The sequence below is a fragment of the uncultured Granulicatella sp. genome, from assembly GCF_963545075.1.
Classification (GTDB): domain Bacteria; phylum Bacillota; class Bacilli; order Lactobacillales; family Aerococcaceae; genus Granulicatella.
Window position 1 is genome coordinate 1 of the sequence record NZ_CAUUHX010000047.1, and the last position, 15,093, is coordinate 15,093.

The following is a 15,093-nucleotide window of genomic DNA, read 5'->3' on the forward strand; positions in this document are numbered from 1 at the left end:
ATACAAACGCCTCTTTAAGAGGCAAGTGACGAGTCAAAAGCAATAAGGCTTGAACGAAGTGAAAGCCAGCGTCTTGAGGCGCTGGCTTGTAATCAGGGCTTATAGCCCCGGTTCAAACCACCCGTTAGACGGGTGGTCATGATTGACTTTATAAAACGTTTGTGCTTATATTTATGTGAACAAGTTTCTAAAAATATGAAAATGTATAAAAAAGATGGTACGCAAACCTATCATCTTGCAAAGGAAATGATACCTGTATATGCCATTGCGATTACACAGGAACGATATTTTGAAGATGATCGTATGTATCATTCATTTAGCTTAAGAGATGATGAATCCCACGAAGAATTAAAAGTATATTTTAAAGGAATTAAAGAAAAACGTAACTTAATACGTATGGCATTTTTAGAATTAGATAAATATGATCCAAATAAAATAAAACACTATAGGAAAATTCGATGGATTGAGTTTTTTGGGAATAAACCTTATACACAAAATCCTGAGACAATATTAGAAACAGCAGATATGATTATGAATCGAATTGGCTGGACAGAGGAGGAACGAACGATGTATGATGATCGAACAAGAAAATTAGATGGCTACTATGCCCATTTAGAGTATGTCGCAGAAGAAAAAGAACTAGCAAGAATGGAAGGTATATCAGAAGGGGCCATTACAACTATTGTTAGTTTAATCAAAGATGGAATCCTCACAGTCGAAAGTGGGGCAAAGAGATTAAATATGTTAGAATCAGAATTAGCTGCGTACTTATCTTAAAAATAAAAAGTTGTTAATACGCTACGGAATAAAAGAACTTTTCCTGAATAGCAAGGACGCCAGCAGCCTCGCAAAGCGAGTCTCATGGCTAAAATTCGAGCCTAGGTCTCGAATTTTCCTAAACAAAAAAATCCAGTTTTAGCTGGATTTTTTGTGTTTGCTATTAAGAAAAGTTCTTTTATCCCTCCGCTTGTAACGTAAAAAATTATTTTCTATTAGACAGGTCATTTTACTTAAGGTGGGATTTATGATAGAAGGTTTAAAAAAGAATAAAAAGAAAAAATTTCTTCGTAGCATAAGTAAAAAAGCCAGCATTAACTGGCTTTTTTACAGGGGAAATTTGAGACTTTGGCTCAAATTTTAGCCATGAGCCAGCAATTGCTGGCTGCTGGCGCCCTTGTAACGAAGGGGATTTTTTCTTTTTATTCGAATCTATTCATGCGGAATATCAATCGTTTCGTTTCTTTCCCACATTGGAATGCTGCACATTACAACTAGGAAAATAAATGCTGATTGAATCCAGAATAGTGCTAAGTCGAAAATTCCGTGAACCGCAACAACGACTAAAAATGAAACATATAATCCAACAATTGGACGTTTTTGAGGTTGACGACTCATTTCAATCAAACTACGAACAGGTTTGATACTAGCAATCGCTAATAATAAAGTACCAATATATCCATAACTTAAAATCGTATCAATATAAATACTATGTGCATGTTCATGATAAATGGCACCAATTCGTTGATAGCTATGCATATATGTTAATGGTCCTTCACCGAAAAATGGATTTTGTTTGAAAAGTGTAAATCCAGCATTCCAAATGGAAATACGTTCATCCATGGACGAATCTAATGTTCCCATTCGAACTCCAATATCATTTGAAAACAGGAAGAATAGCCCAATAATAAAGACGCCAACACTTAGCCAAAATGCTCGAGAACTTTTAATCGTTGTAAATAAATAGATAATAGCTCCGCAAATAATGGCTGGGAAAGCTGTTCTATTTTGAGTAAAGTTCAATCCGAATAAATTGATAAAGCAAGCGACAATACAGATGACTTTCCATTTCCAATTTTTGGTCGTTGTGAAAAGATAAAAACCAATCATAATACAGAAACAACAAATGATTCCGTAATAGTTTGGATTAAAGAATGTGACCTCAGCACGATTTTGATGCCAGACTTGCATATTTGGTGCTAAAAATGCGTAGTTAAATTTATGAACAATTTCAAAATGTTCTAAAAAGGCAAATAACGCTGCAAATATACTTCCTAATAATATCGTCTGTAATACAATGTGGAAAAAGTCTTGATTAATCCGTTTCTGGTAATAAACAAAGAATATGGCAAACCATAAAAATAAAATGGAAGCTGCAACTCCTAGTAAATTTCCACTAACTGCTGAGATAATTGTGCTATAGGCAATAAACGTTAATAACACTGGATAATTCAGTAGTTGTCTTAAAATATGTTTCATTTTTCCAGTAAAGATTAGTAGGATAAAATAAAACAAGAACAATGATAAAAACAAGTAAAACGGCAAGAAGATGCTGACAATCATTAAATAGAGTGCCAAATCTTGGTTTGGGAATCGCTTGATTTTATCAAGGATATACATTAGTTTCATAATAATTCCTTTCTAAAAATGAGAATGCTCTCAAATGAATGGTATGATATCTGACTTATTTTACCATTTTTCATTGAAATGGGAAACATTTTTAAGCAGATTATAACTTTTCTCATAAAAACATAGGCACGTGAGCAACATAGAAGACAAAAAACTGATGATAATGATATGATAATTGTAAATTAAATCGTATAGATATTTTAAATAAAGATGAAAGAGGGAAAAAACATGAGAGAATACGATATTATTGCAATTGGTGGAGGAAGCGGCGGTAGTGCTACGATGAATCGTGCAGCCATGCATGGAGCAAAGGCAGCCGTTATTGAAGGAAATATCATTGGGGGAACTTGTGTAAACGTTGGGTGTGTTCCTAAAAAAGTAATGTGGTATGGAGCTTTAGTTTCTGAAACACTTAAAAATTATGCATCAGATTATGGATATACAATTGGAGAAACTTCATTTGATTTCAAAAAATTAAGAAAAAATCGTCAAGCTTATATTGAACGTTCACGTCAAGCTTTTTCAAACAACTTCAATAGAAATGGAATTGACTATATCGAAGGATATGCTCGTTTCGTAGATAAAAATACAGTAGAAGTAAATGGTGAACAGATTCGTGCAAAACATATTGTCATTGCGACTGGTTCATATGCTTTTGTTCCCAATATTCCAGGTAGTGAACTTGGTGGAACTTCTGATGATGTATTTGCATGGGAAGAATTACCAGAATCAGTATCAATTATTGGTGCAGGATATATTGCTGTTGAATTAGCAGGAGTTTTACATGGATTAGGAGTAAAAACTGACTTATTCGTTCGTAAAGGTGGCCCGTTAAGAGGATTTGACCAAGGCATTGTTGAAGTGTTAGTGGAAGAAATGAAGAAAAATGGTCAACCATTACATACACATAAAGTTCCTCAAAAATTAGAAAAATTAGATAATGGAGATATTCAAATTCATTTTGAAGATGGTACAACTCATACAAGTCAAAAAGTTATTTGGGCAGTTGGACGTAAAGCGAATGTTAGCCAATTAAATTTAGAAGCAGCAGGAGTGGCTTTGAATGAACGTGGATTTATTCAAGTAGATGAATATCAAAATACAACAACACCTGGTATTTATGCACTAGGGGATGTTTCTGGTGAAAAAGAATTAACACCAGTAGCGGTTAAAGCGGGTAGAACATTATCAGAACGTTTATTCAATGGAAAAACAGATGCAAAAATGGATTATGAATTAATTCCAACAGTTGTATTCTCTCATCCAGCGATTGGATCTATTGGTTTAAGTCAAGAACAAGCGGAAGCAAAATATGGTGCTGAAAATATTAAAGTATATGAATCAAACTTTGCAGGCATGTATTCAGCCATTACAGTTCACCGTCAAATGACAAAATTAAAATTAATTACATTAGGTGAAGAAGAAAAAATTATTGGCTTACACGGAATTGGTGAAGGCGTTGATGAAATGATTCAAGGTTTCGCAGTTGCACTTAAAATGGGAGCTACAAAAGCAGATTTTGATGCGACAGTAGCAATTCACCCAACAGCTTCTGAAGAGTTTGTAACAATGAGATAAGAACAATTTAAAAGATAAGGATGCTTTTGTTTCAGCAAAGGTATCCTTTTTTTGTTAAAATGATATTAGTTGAAGAATGATGGAATTGAGTGAAAGAATAAAATATAATAAAATGTATTTACGAAACGTATTTACAAAGAGGTGATTTATATGGCGAGTACTCAACCTGTTAATTTTAGAGCGGATGTGGCTTTTTACCAACAAACAAAAGAAATTTTAGCAGATGAAAAGATATCCTTATCAGATGTTTTCAATGCAGCACTTCGTAAAATTGCAACGGGTGTAATTGATCCCCAAGAGTTTGTAACTAGTGATTTGCAGGAGACACAATATCAAGTTGCTTTTGAAGATTTGAAAAAGGAAATACTGATTGGCCATCAAGAAATTGAGCAAGATAAGCTAACATCTTTAGCAGACGTGAGAAAGGAATTTGGACTTGGATAATTATAAATCTTATCATGTTTCTTTTACAGATCAAGCTAAAAAAGATTTGAGAGGAATTCACGAGTATATTGTGTTAAATTTTTATAGCCAACAATCTGCTGATAGTAAGATTGATCTCATTCTAACGGCACTAGAAATGTTAGAAACTTTTCTAGAAATTTGTTCTTTAGTATCGAGTCGTGGTTATGGTGAATTAACAGATGATGGAAAACGTTATCGATATATGCCAATTGAACATTACGTAGCTTTTTATTATATTGAGAAAAATGAAGTATATATTTCCAGAATTTTAAGTTCCAAACAAAATTGGGCTAAATTATTCAATAAGTAGCATTAATTCTTTATGAGACAACAAAATAAATTTTAAATGATAGGAGCATGTTATTTTGACATGCTCCTAAAAATGTTTAAGATACTTTGAATATGAAAAGTGTCCTTTTTATTGACATGATATTAGTTGAAGAATGAAGCCGCAGCGTGTATGATAAATTGTCATACGATTTTAGGAGGAAAAGAAGTGAAAAAATACCAATATTTAATTTTTGATTTAGATAATACGATTTTTGATTTTTGGGGAGCAGAAGACTATGCTTTATCTCGTATTAGCCAAGAAGATGGTTTAGAATGGACTCCGGAAGTTTTAGAAGTTTATCGAACAATGAATAAAGGCTTATGGGAACAATATGAACAGGGAGAAATTTCTCAAACTTATTTGAATGAAGAAAGATTTGTTCGTTGGTTTGCGCATTATGGAATTCAGGTAGATGGAAGTGTTTGTGAGAAAAAATTCCGTCACTATTTAGCAGAAGCAAATACGATGATGCCAGATGCATTAGACATTATTCATGAATTAAAGAAAGACTTTGTCATGGTTGCAGCTACAAATGGAATTGAAGAAACTCAATTACTACGTTTGAAAACAGCTGGATTAGAAAACTTTTTTGAAAAGTTATTTATTTCTGAAGTGGTGGGATATCGTAAGCCAAGTAAAGAGTTTTTTGAAGCTGTTGTAGAGCATACAGAAGGAATGACGGTTGAGAATGCCTTGATGATTGGGGATAGTTTTAAGGCAGATATTTATGGGGCGAGTCGTATTGGAATGGATACTTGTTGGTATATGGAAAATCCAGAACGACCAACTGAGCCTGAGGAATTGTTGGCTGTAGAACCAACGTATCAGATTGGGCATTTATCCGAACTGAGAGATTTTATTTATTAAAGGATTTAATTATAGTAGCATAAGGACGGTAGCAGCCCTTCGGTCTCATGCCTAAAAGTTGAGCCTAGGTCTCAACTTTTCCTGTGATAAAAGCTGCAAAAGCAGATTTTATCACTATTGCTACTATGAAAATCCTTGGGCTCGAGCATATATGAGGGGACGTTTAAGATGAGAATGGATTTGTCTATAGTAGCATTAGGACGCAAGCAGCCCTGCGGTTTCATTTTGGCTACTATGAGAATCCTTGGGTTCGGTCATCTGATAGAATAATACAAAAAAGGGATAAAATCACGTTCTATGGAACTATGATTTTATCCCTTTCCCTATATCTAATGCGGCCGGCGGGACTTGAACCCGCACAGGTATACACCCACTGCCCCCTCAAGACAGCGCGTCTGCCATTCCGCCACGACCGCTCAATGTATGTAATGGTATCAAAGTTTCCATTATAATGCAAGTATTAAAAATCGATGAAGCTTTACGGTTCGACCTTAGAATCCAATACTAAACTTCCACGACAACGACCACAACGGAATTTTTTTGTATCAATTTTTCTCATACGATGAAAACTTGCCCCACAAGACTTGCAAGAATAAACGTATCGATAAGGTTCCATGCGTTCTACAAAACGGATTCCCTCAACTTCTCGTAAGAGCATTTTAAAATCTCTATCTTGGTGTCGATAACCTTTTCCTTCTTGATGTAAGTGATAATGACATAATTCATGTTTTATAACGCCGATTAAGACTTCTTTTCCAAGAATCGTTTCAACTTTAGGATTAATTTCAATATTGCCTGTTTTCAAAATATAACGTCCACCAGTTGATTTTAAACGAGCGTTATAAGTGATTTGATGTTGAAACTCTTTATGAAAGTATTCTTTTGAAATTTTTTGACATAATTGTTGCAAGTCTAATTCTTCCATTTACATCCATTCCTTTATTTTAATGTATCCATTGTAATACAAGAGACGAGATTATTGCAATTCATTGACGTTCTTCTATTATAAGAGTAAAATGACACTCGGAAGATTTTAAAGACCTGGAGGAAAATGTGTGAAAATAGTAATTGTTGGTGGAGGAAAGGTCGGCGAAGTACTTTGCCGAGAACTAACTTCAGAAGCAAATGATATTGTTTTAATTGATAAAAATCCTTTGATTATTGAAAGAATGATGAATAAATTTGATATCATGGGCATTGTTGGAAATGGTGCTAGTTATGATATTCAACAAGAAGCTGGAGTAGCGAGTGCAGATATTTTTCTAGCTGTTTCAGAGATGGATGAAATCAATATTATTGCTGCCATTTTAGCTAAAAAAATTGGAGCAGAATATACAGTTGCTCGTGTTCGTAATCCAGAATATTCTCAACAGTTGAATTTTGTTCGAGAAAGTTTAGGAATTTCCTTATTAATTAATCCGGAATTATCAGCAGCACGTGATATTTTTAAAATTTTTAAATATCCTTCTGCCTTAAGTGTAGAAAGTTTTGCTAGCAATCGAGTGAGTTTAATCGAGTTGGAAATTCATGAACACTCACCATTAATAGGATTAAGTTTGAAAGACTTTAGAAATCGTTTTGGGACTATTTTAGTTTGTGCGATTCAACGTGATTCGGAAGTATTTATTCCAAGTGGGGATTCTTTTATTCAAAAAGGTGACCGTATCCATATTACTGGAGCATATGAAGATATTTCTACATTCTTAAAAATTACCAATTATATTACCAAACAAGTACGTTCAAGCTTAATCGTTGGTGGTGGAAAAATTGCGTATTACTTACTTGATATGCTTAAAACGACTAAAATCCATCCAAAAGTGATCGAAGTCAATGAAGAACGTGCAAAGTTTTTAAGTGAACAATTTCCAAATGCAACAATCATTCATGCAGATGGAACGGATCATGATGTATTAGAAGAAGAGATGTTGACCAATTATGATTCCTTCGTTTCACTAACAGGAATTGATGAAGAAAACTTAATTTTATCAGTATATGCAAAAAATCGTGGAGTTCGAAAAGTTATTACTAAGATGAGTCGTATCGGTATTTTAAAAGTATTGAAAAATGTTGATCCGCAATCCATTATTACGCCAAAACAAATTGTTGCTAATGAAATAGTTCAATTTGTACGTGCACGTGCCAATACTAAGGGGTCAAATGTAGAAGCTTTATATCGTGTAGCGGATAATCAAGTAGAAGCACTACAATTCCGTATTGAAAGAAATAGTCGTGTTTGTGGTATTCCATTATCGAAATTAAAAACAAAATCGAATTTATTAATTGCCTTTATTGTTCGTGGGGAAAAATTAATTTATCCAGATGGGAATGATCAATTGGAACCACATGATAGAGTAATCGTCGTAACAACTCAGAAAAACTTCGATGATATTATCGATATTTTGGAATAGGAGTTGATGATTTTGCAAAGAAGAACAGTATGTTATTTGGTAGGGAAAATTTTACAAGTGGAAGCTTTATTATTACTTCTACCATTAATTGTTAGTTTGATTTATCGAGAAAGTCTCCATCAACTATTTAGTTATGCTGGAACGATCGCTTTATTAGTGGCCATTGGGACACTTTGTACATTAGCAAAACCAAAAAATATGAAAATTATGCCACGTGATGGGATTGTAACAGTAGCTCTCAGTTGGATATTACTTTCATTTTTTGGAGGACTTCCATTTGTGTTTACAGGAGAGATTCCTAATGTAGCAGATGCATTTTTTGAAACAGCCAGTGGTTTTACAACAACGGGTTCTAGTATTTTAAGTGATTTGTCTATTCTAGGGTATTCTTCCTTATTTTGGCGTAGTTTTACCCACTTAGTTGGAGGAATGGGTGTTTTAGTATTTGCATTAGCGATTCTTCCAAGTACAGGATCTGATTCTGTTCAGTTAATGCGTGCGGAAGTTCCAGGACCGGTTTTTGGGAAATTGGTCTCTAAACTTGCAAAAACTGCCAGAATTTTATATGCGATTTATTTAGTGATGACAGCGATATTGGTCATTATTTTAATGCTAGTTAAAGTACCATTATTTGATGCCTTATTATTATCATTTGGGACAGCTGGAACCGGTGGATTCTCTATTAACAATGCAGGGTTTGCCATTTATCAAAATCCTGAGATGGTTGAATGGATTATTGGTGTTGGAATGATGCTCTTTGGAGTAAACTTTAACTTATATTATTTCTTATTATTAGGATCGATTCGAGAAGTATTGACGGATGAAGAAGGACGTTCTTATCTTGGAATTATTGCCTTTGCGTCAGTAGCTATTTTTGCTTTCTTAAGTATTGTTCAATCTCAGTTAGATGTCCCGTTTAGAAGTGTGTTTTTTACGGTATCATCGATTATAACAACAACAGGATATTCAACAGCTGATTTTGGTCTGTGGGGAGTATTTCCACAAGTAGTGTTATTACTTCTAATGATTATTGGTGGGTGTGCAGGTTCGACTGCTGGGGGAATTAAAGTTTCTCGAGTAGTGATTTATGTCAAAAATGCCATTGCTGAAATTAAGAAAATGGGACAACCTCGTCGAGTGATTATACCGAAATTTAATGGCAAAGTAGTCGATGATAAAATGTCGAGCGGAATTGCGAACTATTTATTAGTATATGTAGCCGTATTTTTAGTGTTGTTAATATCTGCTTCATTTGAAGCTCCTGATTTTTTAACGGCATTTTCTTCAGTTGCAGCAACCTTTAATAATATTGGTCCTGGTTTAGGAGAAGTAGGACCAACAAGTAATTTCTCTATGTATTCTGATTTTAATACGATTTTATTATCTTTAGGAATGATAGCAGGACGTTTAGAAATTTATCCTATGATTTTATTATTCTCTACCACTTCATTAGGAGCGTTCTTCATTTCTGAAAAATAGGAGGAATCGTTTTGAATAAAATAGTAAAGGGAAGAATTTATACATTAATTGGAGCAGTTTCGTGGGGATTATCTGGAGCTTGTGGACAATATTTAATGAATGATTCAGAAGTTTCTCCCATTTATTTAACAGCATTACGAATGATGATTGCAGGTTTAGTTTTAACATTATTTGCATGTTGGAAACAACCGAAGCAATTTCGTGAAGTAGTGAAGTCTCCCAAAATAATGGGGAGAATGTTATTTTTCGGAATTTTTGGATTAATGTTATGTCAATTAACGTATTTATTTGCGATTCATTCTTCAAATGCTGGAACGGCGACTGTATTGCAATATACTTGTCCGATTTTAATTGTCATTTATGTGAGTTTAAAAGAGAAGACAGTACCAACTGTGATGGAATTTGTTGCAATACTTTCTGCGTTAATAGGTACGTTTGTTATTGCAACTCATGGAAATCCATTTAACTTATCCCTTAGTCCAGTAGGATTATTTTGGGGTATTATTTCCGCATTTACTTATGCGCTTTATACCTTATTACCTGGTAAATTGATTCATAGCTTTGGGAGCTTAATTGTAACTGGATTAGGATTATTGTCCGGTGGAATTTTATTTTATATCGGAAGTGCAAGTTGGCAATATACGATTCAATGGAAACCTTATACATTCATTGCCTTTATCGGAATTATTGGAATAGGAACGATTTTTGCCTATACATTGTATTTAGAAGGAGTTTCAATCATTGGACCTGTTCAAGGAAGTTTATTAGCTTCTGCAGAACCTATTTCTTCGGTATTCTTCTCCATCATTTTATTAGGAGAAATATTCCAAGGAATTGATATTGTAGGAATTGTGCTTATCTTAATAGCCGTTTATCTCATTACAATGAAAGAACAATTGCAAGAAAAACATATGAAACTAAAACATTAGACTATACCTCTGTGAAGTACATTCGCAGAGGTATTTTTAGTAAAATCTTAATAAAAATCTCCACATTTTTTCAAAGAAATAGAGTAAGATAGAATAGTCAAAGGAGGTTAATGACATGAAAAAAATAGTTCGCCCTATAGTAGTGGCTACGATGCTATTAGGACTTATTTCTCAGCAAGTTTATGCGATTGATACAACAGCCGTTAATGAGAAATGGGGGAAACCAACAGTTGTTTATGGTGGTGGTTTAAATGACCAACAAATTAAAGAAACATCTAAATTATTAGGGATTAAAGATGAAAATACAGTAACGACAACAAAAGCTACAGGAGAAGATTTAGTCAAATACTTAGGTGCAGGAGAAGCAAATACTTCTGTAATGATTTCATCTGTTATGGTTCAAAAAAGAAATAAAGGAGAAGGGGTAAAAGTTCATATTGCTACTCCAAAAAATATTACTCTTGTTACTTCTGAACAATATGCCAATGCAGCGATTACAGCAGGGGTAGCTGATGCAGAAATTGAAGTTGCAGCTGTATCTAAAGTTACCGGTGAATCTGCGTTAACAGGTGTGTATAAAGCTTTTGAAGCAAATGGTATTGTATTAGATGAAAAACGTACAGCAGTTGCTCAAAAAGAGCTAGAATTAACGAATCAAATTGCTCAAGAACAATCGAAAGAAAAAGGCTTTGATGCTGCCAAATTAGACCAAGCAATGATTGATATTAAGAAATCTCTTGCTGAGATTAAAGAAAAACAAGGTCAAGTAGCTACAAAAGAAGATGTTGAAAGAATTGTTAATGAGGCATTAAAAAAATATGGATTAGATAAAGTCATTAGTCCAACTCAAGTGAATAATATTATTCAGTTTGCCTTAAGTTATCAACAAACAAGTGCGATTGATTCGAAACAAGTATTAGAACAATTAAATTCATTATCCAATATTGTAAAAGGAAAGATTGGTCAATTAGTAAATCAAGCTAATCGTGAAGGATGGTTGGATAAAATCGTGACATTTTTTAAAGAAATATTCAATGCCATTTTTAGTTCAAAATAGAGAACAATAAAAAAGTCCATAGAGCGAATCTATGGACTTTTTACTGTTTAAAATAAAATAAATAATAAACTTAGAACGATAATTAATTGAATACATAAACCAATTAAAGCGACATATGGAGTATCTAAACGAGTATCATTTTGTTCCTGAGCAATGGAAATTACAAATGTTACGATAAAGGTAAACAGATGCAATGTAAAGAAGAATAAAATGACTACTAATAACGCAATTGGAGATACAAATGTCATAAATGCTGTAATGATTAATAAAATAATCGCTAATGCATTCATGGATTCATATTGTGTTAACCAATAATGAAATACATGTTGTCGTTTTAATAAAATATGTTTTACTCCAAAGGCAATGACCGGGAATCCAAAATAAAATACAGCATAGAATAATAATAGTTTTAAGAAAACTAAAATATAATTCGGAGTAACTGTTAAACTTGGAAGGATAGAAATATCCGCCAATAATTGATATTGAGATAATACAGCTCGAATACCATGAGTTGTAATATAAGATGATAATAATGTCGATATAATAATCATAATATAACCAAATAATCGGCTATTTTGACGTTTTCTTGAATAATTATTTGTTGGATGGACTAGTTTTCCGAAGAAAAAGCTAAAGAAACGAGTAATTCTTCTCCAAAAACTAGAATAAATTGCTTGATTATTTTTGATACGATATTCTTGATCACTTCTGTTTTCTACAGAATTTGGTTGAGTAACTTTATTATCTTCATCAAATAAAGATGTTTGGATTGTTGTTGAATTTTCATTTAAATGTTCATCTTGTACAGTGCCACAAAAAGGACATAATGGTTCTTTCTCTTCAATTAATTCGTGGCAGAATGGGCAATTTTTCACGTAAATTCTCCTTTATCAATCATAATTGATTTTCTCTGTTGTATTGTATCATAGAATGCAAGTGGACAAAAGAAAAAGGACTAGAAATCTCTAATCCTTTTATAGTGGCATATACTAATATATGTGTCATGGTGTTCACATCACACATGAACAAACAGCTACATCCGGTAGTGTGCAAGCACATCTGTTCCACTTGACTTAGCAGACTTCTTTGTCTGCTTGTCGCCTCATCGCATAGATAATATTATAGCAGACAATAGAGGTACTGTCACGTAAAAACACTAAAGCTCTAAAATTTTTCAATATAAAAAGCACCCAAAGAGGTGCTAGGTTGATTACATTTCAGTAAATGCTAGTGGAACTAAATCACGTAAAATCGTTTCTTTTAATTCCCCTTTATTATTAGAAAGGTAAATTGGTGTATCAGCAGGGCATAGTTCTACTAATACTTGACGGCATAAGCAACATGGAGGTAAGAAGTAGTCTGTTTTACCAGCTACAACAAGCATTTCCACATCTTCTTTTTGATAGCCTTTTGTTACTCCAGTGAATAAAGCTGTACGTTCTGCACAGTTTGTTGCTCCAAAAGAAACATTTTCCACATTAACTCCAGTAATCACTGTTCCATCTTTATATAAAATGGCACAGCCTACTGGGAAGTTAGAGTAGGGACAGTATGAATGTTCCAATGCGTTTTTTGCATGTAAATATAATTCTTCAGGTTTCATAAAAGTTCTCCTTAAATGGGATTATTTTTCACGAATAATTTCAATTTTGTATCCATCAGGATCTTTTACAAAATAGTAGTTTGCTGGATTTCCAGGTAAACCTTTTAATTCTGTTACATCATAGCCTTTAGCTACGTGTTCAGCATGTAATCCTTCTAAATCAGCGCTACTAATCGCAATATGGCCGTAACCATCTCCGATTTCGTATCCTGGATGTCCATAGTTATACGTTAATTCTAATTCGTAATCGTCACCTTCAAATGCTAAATAAACGATTGTAAATTTGTGTTCTGGGAAATCTTTACGACGAGTTTCTTTAAATCCAAATGCTTCTTGGTAGAAAGCTAAACTCTCTTCTAAGTTTTTAACACGAACACAAGTGTGTAACATTTTTGGCATAGTAGTCTCTCCTTTTATTGTTTTTGTCTTACTAGCATAATGGATTATAGGCTTTAATGCAAGAAATATGCAACTTTAAGGTGTGCAGAGTAAAATATGATGTGTAACCTAAAATGTAAACACTTGTATATAAAATAAATACACTTTTTGATAAAAATCGAGTAAAAATGATTGCAGTTCAAAAAAGAATTTGCTATTCTGTTACCATTATGAAAAGAATCATCTAAATGAGGTGTCAAAGTGAAAGTAATTAAATTTGGTGGAAGTTCATTAGCCAATAGTCAACAAATAAAAAAGGTATTACAAATTGTAAAAGCAGATAGTGAAAGAAGAATTGTTGTTGTATCTGCACCTGGAAAACGTCATTCAGACGATGAGAAAGTAACGGACTTATTAATTCAATTAGCGACTTCTCATATTGAAGGACAATATAATGAAGCTGTTTTAGAAGTAATTTTAGAACGTTATCAAGAAATTTATGATGAATTACAACTAAATTCAGATGTAATGGATAAAATTCGTCAACATTTTGCAGCCTTAAAAGAAAGTACATTAGAACCTGCTTATTTAATCGATGCGTATAAAGCAAGTGGAGAAGACAATAATGCTAAATTAATTGCAGACTACTTTACAAAAGAAGGCTTACCAGCAAAATATATTAGCCCTAAAGAAGCGAATTTATTCGTTAGCGATACTCCAGGAAATGCTCAAGTATTAGAAGAAGCGTATAAAGAATTAGAATACTTACAATTAGAAAAAGATATTATTGTATTCCCAGGATTCTTCGGAGTTACAAAAGATGGCAAAGTTGTGACATTTTCTCGAGGTGGATCAGATATTACAGGGTCAATTTTAGCGAATGCCGTTTCAGCTGAAGAGTATGAAAACTTTACAGATGTGGATGCTATCTTTGTTGCAAGTCCAAAATTAGTTCATAAACCAATTGGAATTGATGTATTATCTTATACAGAAATGCGTGAGTTGTCTTATGCAGGATTTTCAGTGTTCCATACAGAAGCATTGTTACCAGCAATTAAAAAAGGAATTCCAGTTCATGTATGTAATACGAATAATCCTTCTGCAAAAGGAACTTATATTATGAAAGGAAAAGTAAATTCTCCTTCGATTATTTCTGGTATTGCAAGTTCATCAGGTTTCGTGAGTGTTTATATTCAAAAATATTTAATGAATCATGAAATTGGATTTTTAAGAAAAACATTACAATTATTTGAAGATGAAGGAGTCAGTGTAGAACATATTCCAACAGGGATTGATGATGCTACAATTATTATTCGTGGAGAAGATGCGACTGATGAAACATTAGATCGTATTGTTTACCGTTTGAAAGCAGAATTAAATGCGGATGAAGCGTATTATGAACGTGGATTATGCTTAATTATGTTAGTAGGGGAAGGAATGGTTAGCATGGTTGGTACAACTGCTCGTGTTGCTAGCACATTAGCCCGTGAACAAATCAATATTGAATTATACAACCAAGGGGTATCCGAAGTTTCTATGATGTTTGGTATTAGAGAAGAGTACGAACAACGTGCCATTCAAGCATTATATGA

General features: G+C 33.4%; 15 protein-coding genes and 1 tRNA gene. 10 read left to right on the forward strand and 6 right to left on the reverse strand.

The window, feature by feature from the left end:
* The first annotated feature begins 138 nt into the window (after positions 1-138).
* Positions 139-777, forward strand: coding sequence for a hypothetical protein (locus RWZ86_RS06750; RefSeq protein ID WP_314680755.1), 639 nt, complete (start codon positions 139-141; stop codon positions 775-777).
* Positions 778-1,209: 432 nt separating this feature from the next.
* Here the strand turns inward: RWZ86_RS06750 and RWZ86_RS06755 are convergent, their stop codons facing one another.
* Positions 1,210-2,406: an O-antigen ligase gene (locus RWZ86_RS06755; protein ID WP_314680756.1), complete on the reverse strand. Its 1,197-nt coding sequence runs from the start codon at positions 2,404-2,406 to the stop codon at positions 1,210-1,212.
* Positions 2,407-2,634: 228 nt separating this feature from the next.
* Here RWZ86_RS06755 and gorA point away from each other — a divergent pair, with 228 nt between their 5' ends.
* The 4 genes from gorA (at position 2,635) to RWZ86_RS06775 (ending at position 5,647) form a co-directional block, all read left to right on the forward strand.
* Positions 2,635-3,984: a glutathione-disulfide reductase gene (gorA, locus tag RWZ86_RS06760; RefSeq protein ID WP_314680759.1), complete on the forward strand. Its 1,350-nt coding sequence runs from the start codon at positions 2,635-2,637 to the stop codon at positions 3,982-3,984.
* Positions 3,985-4,134: 150 nt separating this feature from the next.
* Positions 4,135-4,428, forward strand: coding sequence for an antitoxin (locus RWZ86_RS06765; protein ID WP_314112429.1), 294 nt, complete (start codon positions 4,135-4,137; stop codon positions 4,426-4,428).
* Positions 4,421-4,759 carry a type II toxin-antitoxin system RelE/ParE family toxin gene (locus tag RWZ86_RS06770; protein WP_314680760.1) on the forward strand — a complete coding sequence of 113 codons (339 nt, stop codon included), beginning with the start codon at positions 4,421-4,423 and terminating at the stop codon, positions 4,757-4,759. Before RWZ86_RS06765 ends, RWZ86_RS06770 begins: the two co-directional genes overlap by 8 nt.
* A gap of 186 nt (positions 4,760-4,945) precedes the next feature.
* The gene (locus tag RWZ86_RS06775; protein WP_314680761.1) at positions 4,946-5,647 is read left to right on the forward strand and encodes a YjjG family noncanonical pyrimidine nucleotidase; all 702 of its coding nucleotides are present in this window, start codon (positions 4,946-4,948) and stop codon (positions 5,645-5,647) included.
* Positions 5,648-5,980: 333 nt separating this feature from the next.
* Here RWZ86_RS06775 and RWZ86_RS06780 read toward each other — a convergent pair.
* Both RWZ86_RS06780 and RWZ86_RS06785 read right to left on the reverse strand, forming a co-directional pair.
* Positions 5,981-6,063: transfer RNA gene (locus RWZ86_RS06780), tRNA-Leu, on the reverse strand.
* Between the two features lie 62 nt (positions 6,064-6,125).
* Complete coding sequence (locus RWZ86_RS06785; protein ID WP_314680762.1) at positions 6,126-6,572, reverse strand: SprT family protein; 447 nt, start codon at positions 6,570-6,572, stop codon at positions 6,126-6,128.
* A gap of 130 nt (positions 6,573-6,702) precedes the next feature.
* Between RWZ86_RS06785 and trkA the strand changes: the two genes are divergently transcribed.
* The 4 genes from trkA (at position 6,703) to RWZ86_RS06805 (ending at position 11,520) form a co-directional block, all read left to right on the forward strand.
* The gene (gene trkA / locus RWZ86_RS06790) at positions 6,703-8,055 is read left to right on the forward strand and encodes a Trk system potassium transporter TrkA (protein WP_314680763.1); all 1,353 of its coding nucleotides are present in this window, start codon (positions 6,703-6,705) and stop codon (positions 8,053-8,055) included.
* 12 nt (positions 8,056-8,067) lie between these two features.
* On the forward strand, positions 8,068-9,534 hold the full coding sequence (locus RWZ86_RS06795; protein WP_314680764.1) for a TrkH family potassium uptake protein: 1,467 nt from the start codon (positions 8,068-8,070) through the stop codon (positions 9,532-9,534).
* A gap of 11 nt (positions 9,535-9,545) precedes the next feature.
* On the forward strand, positions 9,546-10,463 hold the full coding sequence (locus RWZ86_RS06800; RefSeq protein WP_314680765.1) for a DMT family transporter: 918 nt from the start codon (positions 9,546-9,548) through the stop codon (positions 10,461-10,463).
* A 115-nt stretch (positions 10,464-10,578) separates the two neighbouring features.
* Positions 10,579-11,520, forward strand: a complete 942-nt coding sequence (locus RWZ86_RS06805) for a DUF1002 domain-containing protein (RefSeq protein WP_314680766.1) — start codon at positions 10,579-10,581, stop codon at positions 11,518-11,520.
* A gap of 47 nt (positions 11,521-11,567) precedes the next feature.
* Here RWZ86_RS06805 and RWZ86_RS06810 read toward each other — a convergent pair whose 3' ends face one another.
* The 3 genes from RWZ86_RS06810 to RWZ86_RS06820 form a co-directional block, all read right to left on the reverse strand.
* Positions 11,568-12,395 (reverse strand): zinc ribbon domain-containing protein, encoded by an 828-nt coding sequence (locus RWZ86_RS06810; RefSeq protein WP_314680768.1) that lies wholly within the window; start codon positions 12,393-12,395, stop codon positions 11,568-11,570.
* 335 nt (positions 12,396-12,730) lie between these two features.
* Entirely contained in the window at positions 12,731-13,123 is a 393-nt protein-coding gene (gene cdd / locus RWZ86_RS06815; RefSeq protein WP_314680769.1) for a cytidine deaminase, read from the reverse strand.
* A gap of 21 nt (positions 13,124-13,144) precedes the next feature.
* On the reverse strand, positions 13,145-13,522 hold the full coding sequence (locus tag RWZ86_RS06820; RefSeq protein ID WP_314680770.1) for a VOC family protein: 378 nt from the start codon (positions 13,520-13,522) through the stop codon (positions 13,145-13,147).
* Between the two features lie 240 nt (positions 13,523-13,762).
* On the opposite strand from RWZ86_RS06820, the gene RWZ86_RS06825 reads away from it, so the two are divergent.
* Positions 13,763-15,093 (forward strand): aspartate kinase (locus RWZ86_RS06825; protein ID WP_314680771.1); only part of this gene is annotated, 1,331 nt, incomplete at its 3' end.

What these genes read in the sequence shown, in the direction of transcription:
- gorA (WP_314680759.1), top strand. Translation starts at nt 2,635, where the DNA reads ATGAGAGAATACGATATTATTGCAATTGGTGGAGGAAGCGGCGGTAGT.
- RWZ86_RS06820 (WP_314680770.1), bottom strand. Translation starts at nt 13,522, where the DNA reads ATGCCAAAAATGTTACACACTTGTGTTCGTGTTAAAAACTTAGAAGAG.
- RWZ86_RS06785 (WP_314680762.1), bottom strand. Translation starts at nt 6,572, where the DNA reads ATGGAAGAATTAGACTTGCAACAATTATGTCAAAAAATTTCAAAAGAA.
- RWZ86_RS06750 (WP_314680755.1), top strand. Translation starts at nt 139, where the DNA reads ATGATTGACTTTATAAAACGTTTGTGCTTATATTTATGTGAACAAGTT.
- RWZ86_RS06765 (WP_314112429.1), top strand. Translation starts at nt 4,135, where the DNA reads ATGGCGAGTACTCAACCTGTTAATTTTAGAGCGGATGTGGCTTTTTAC.
- cdd (WP_314680769.1), bottom strand. Translation starts at nt 13,123, where the DNA reads ATGAAACCTGAAGAATTATATTTACATGCAAAAAACGCATTGGAACAT.
- RWZ86_RS06755 (WP_314680756.1), bottom strand. Translation starts at nt 2,406, where the DNA reads ATGAAACTAATGTATATCCTTGATAAAATCAAGCGATTCCCAAACCAA.
- RWZ86_RS06805 (WP_314680766.1), top strand. Translation starts at nt 10,579, where the DNA reads ATGAAAAAAATAGTTCGCCCTATAGTAGTGGCTACGATGCTATTAGGA.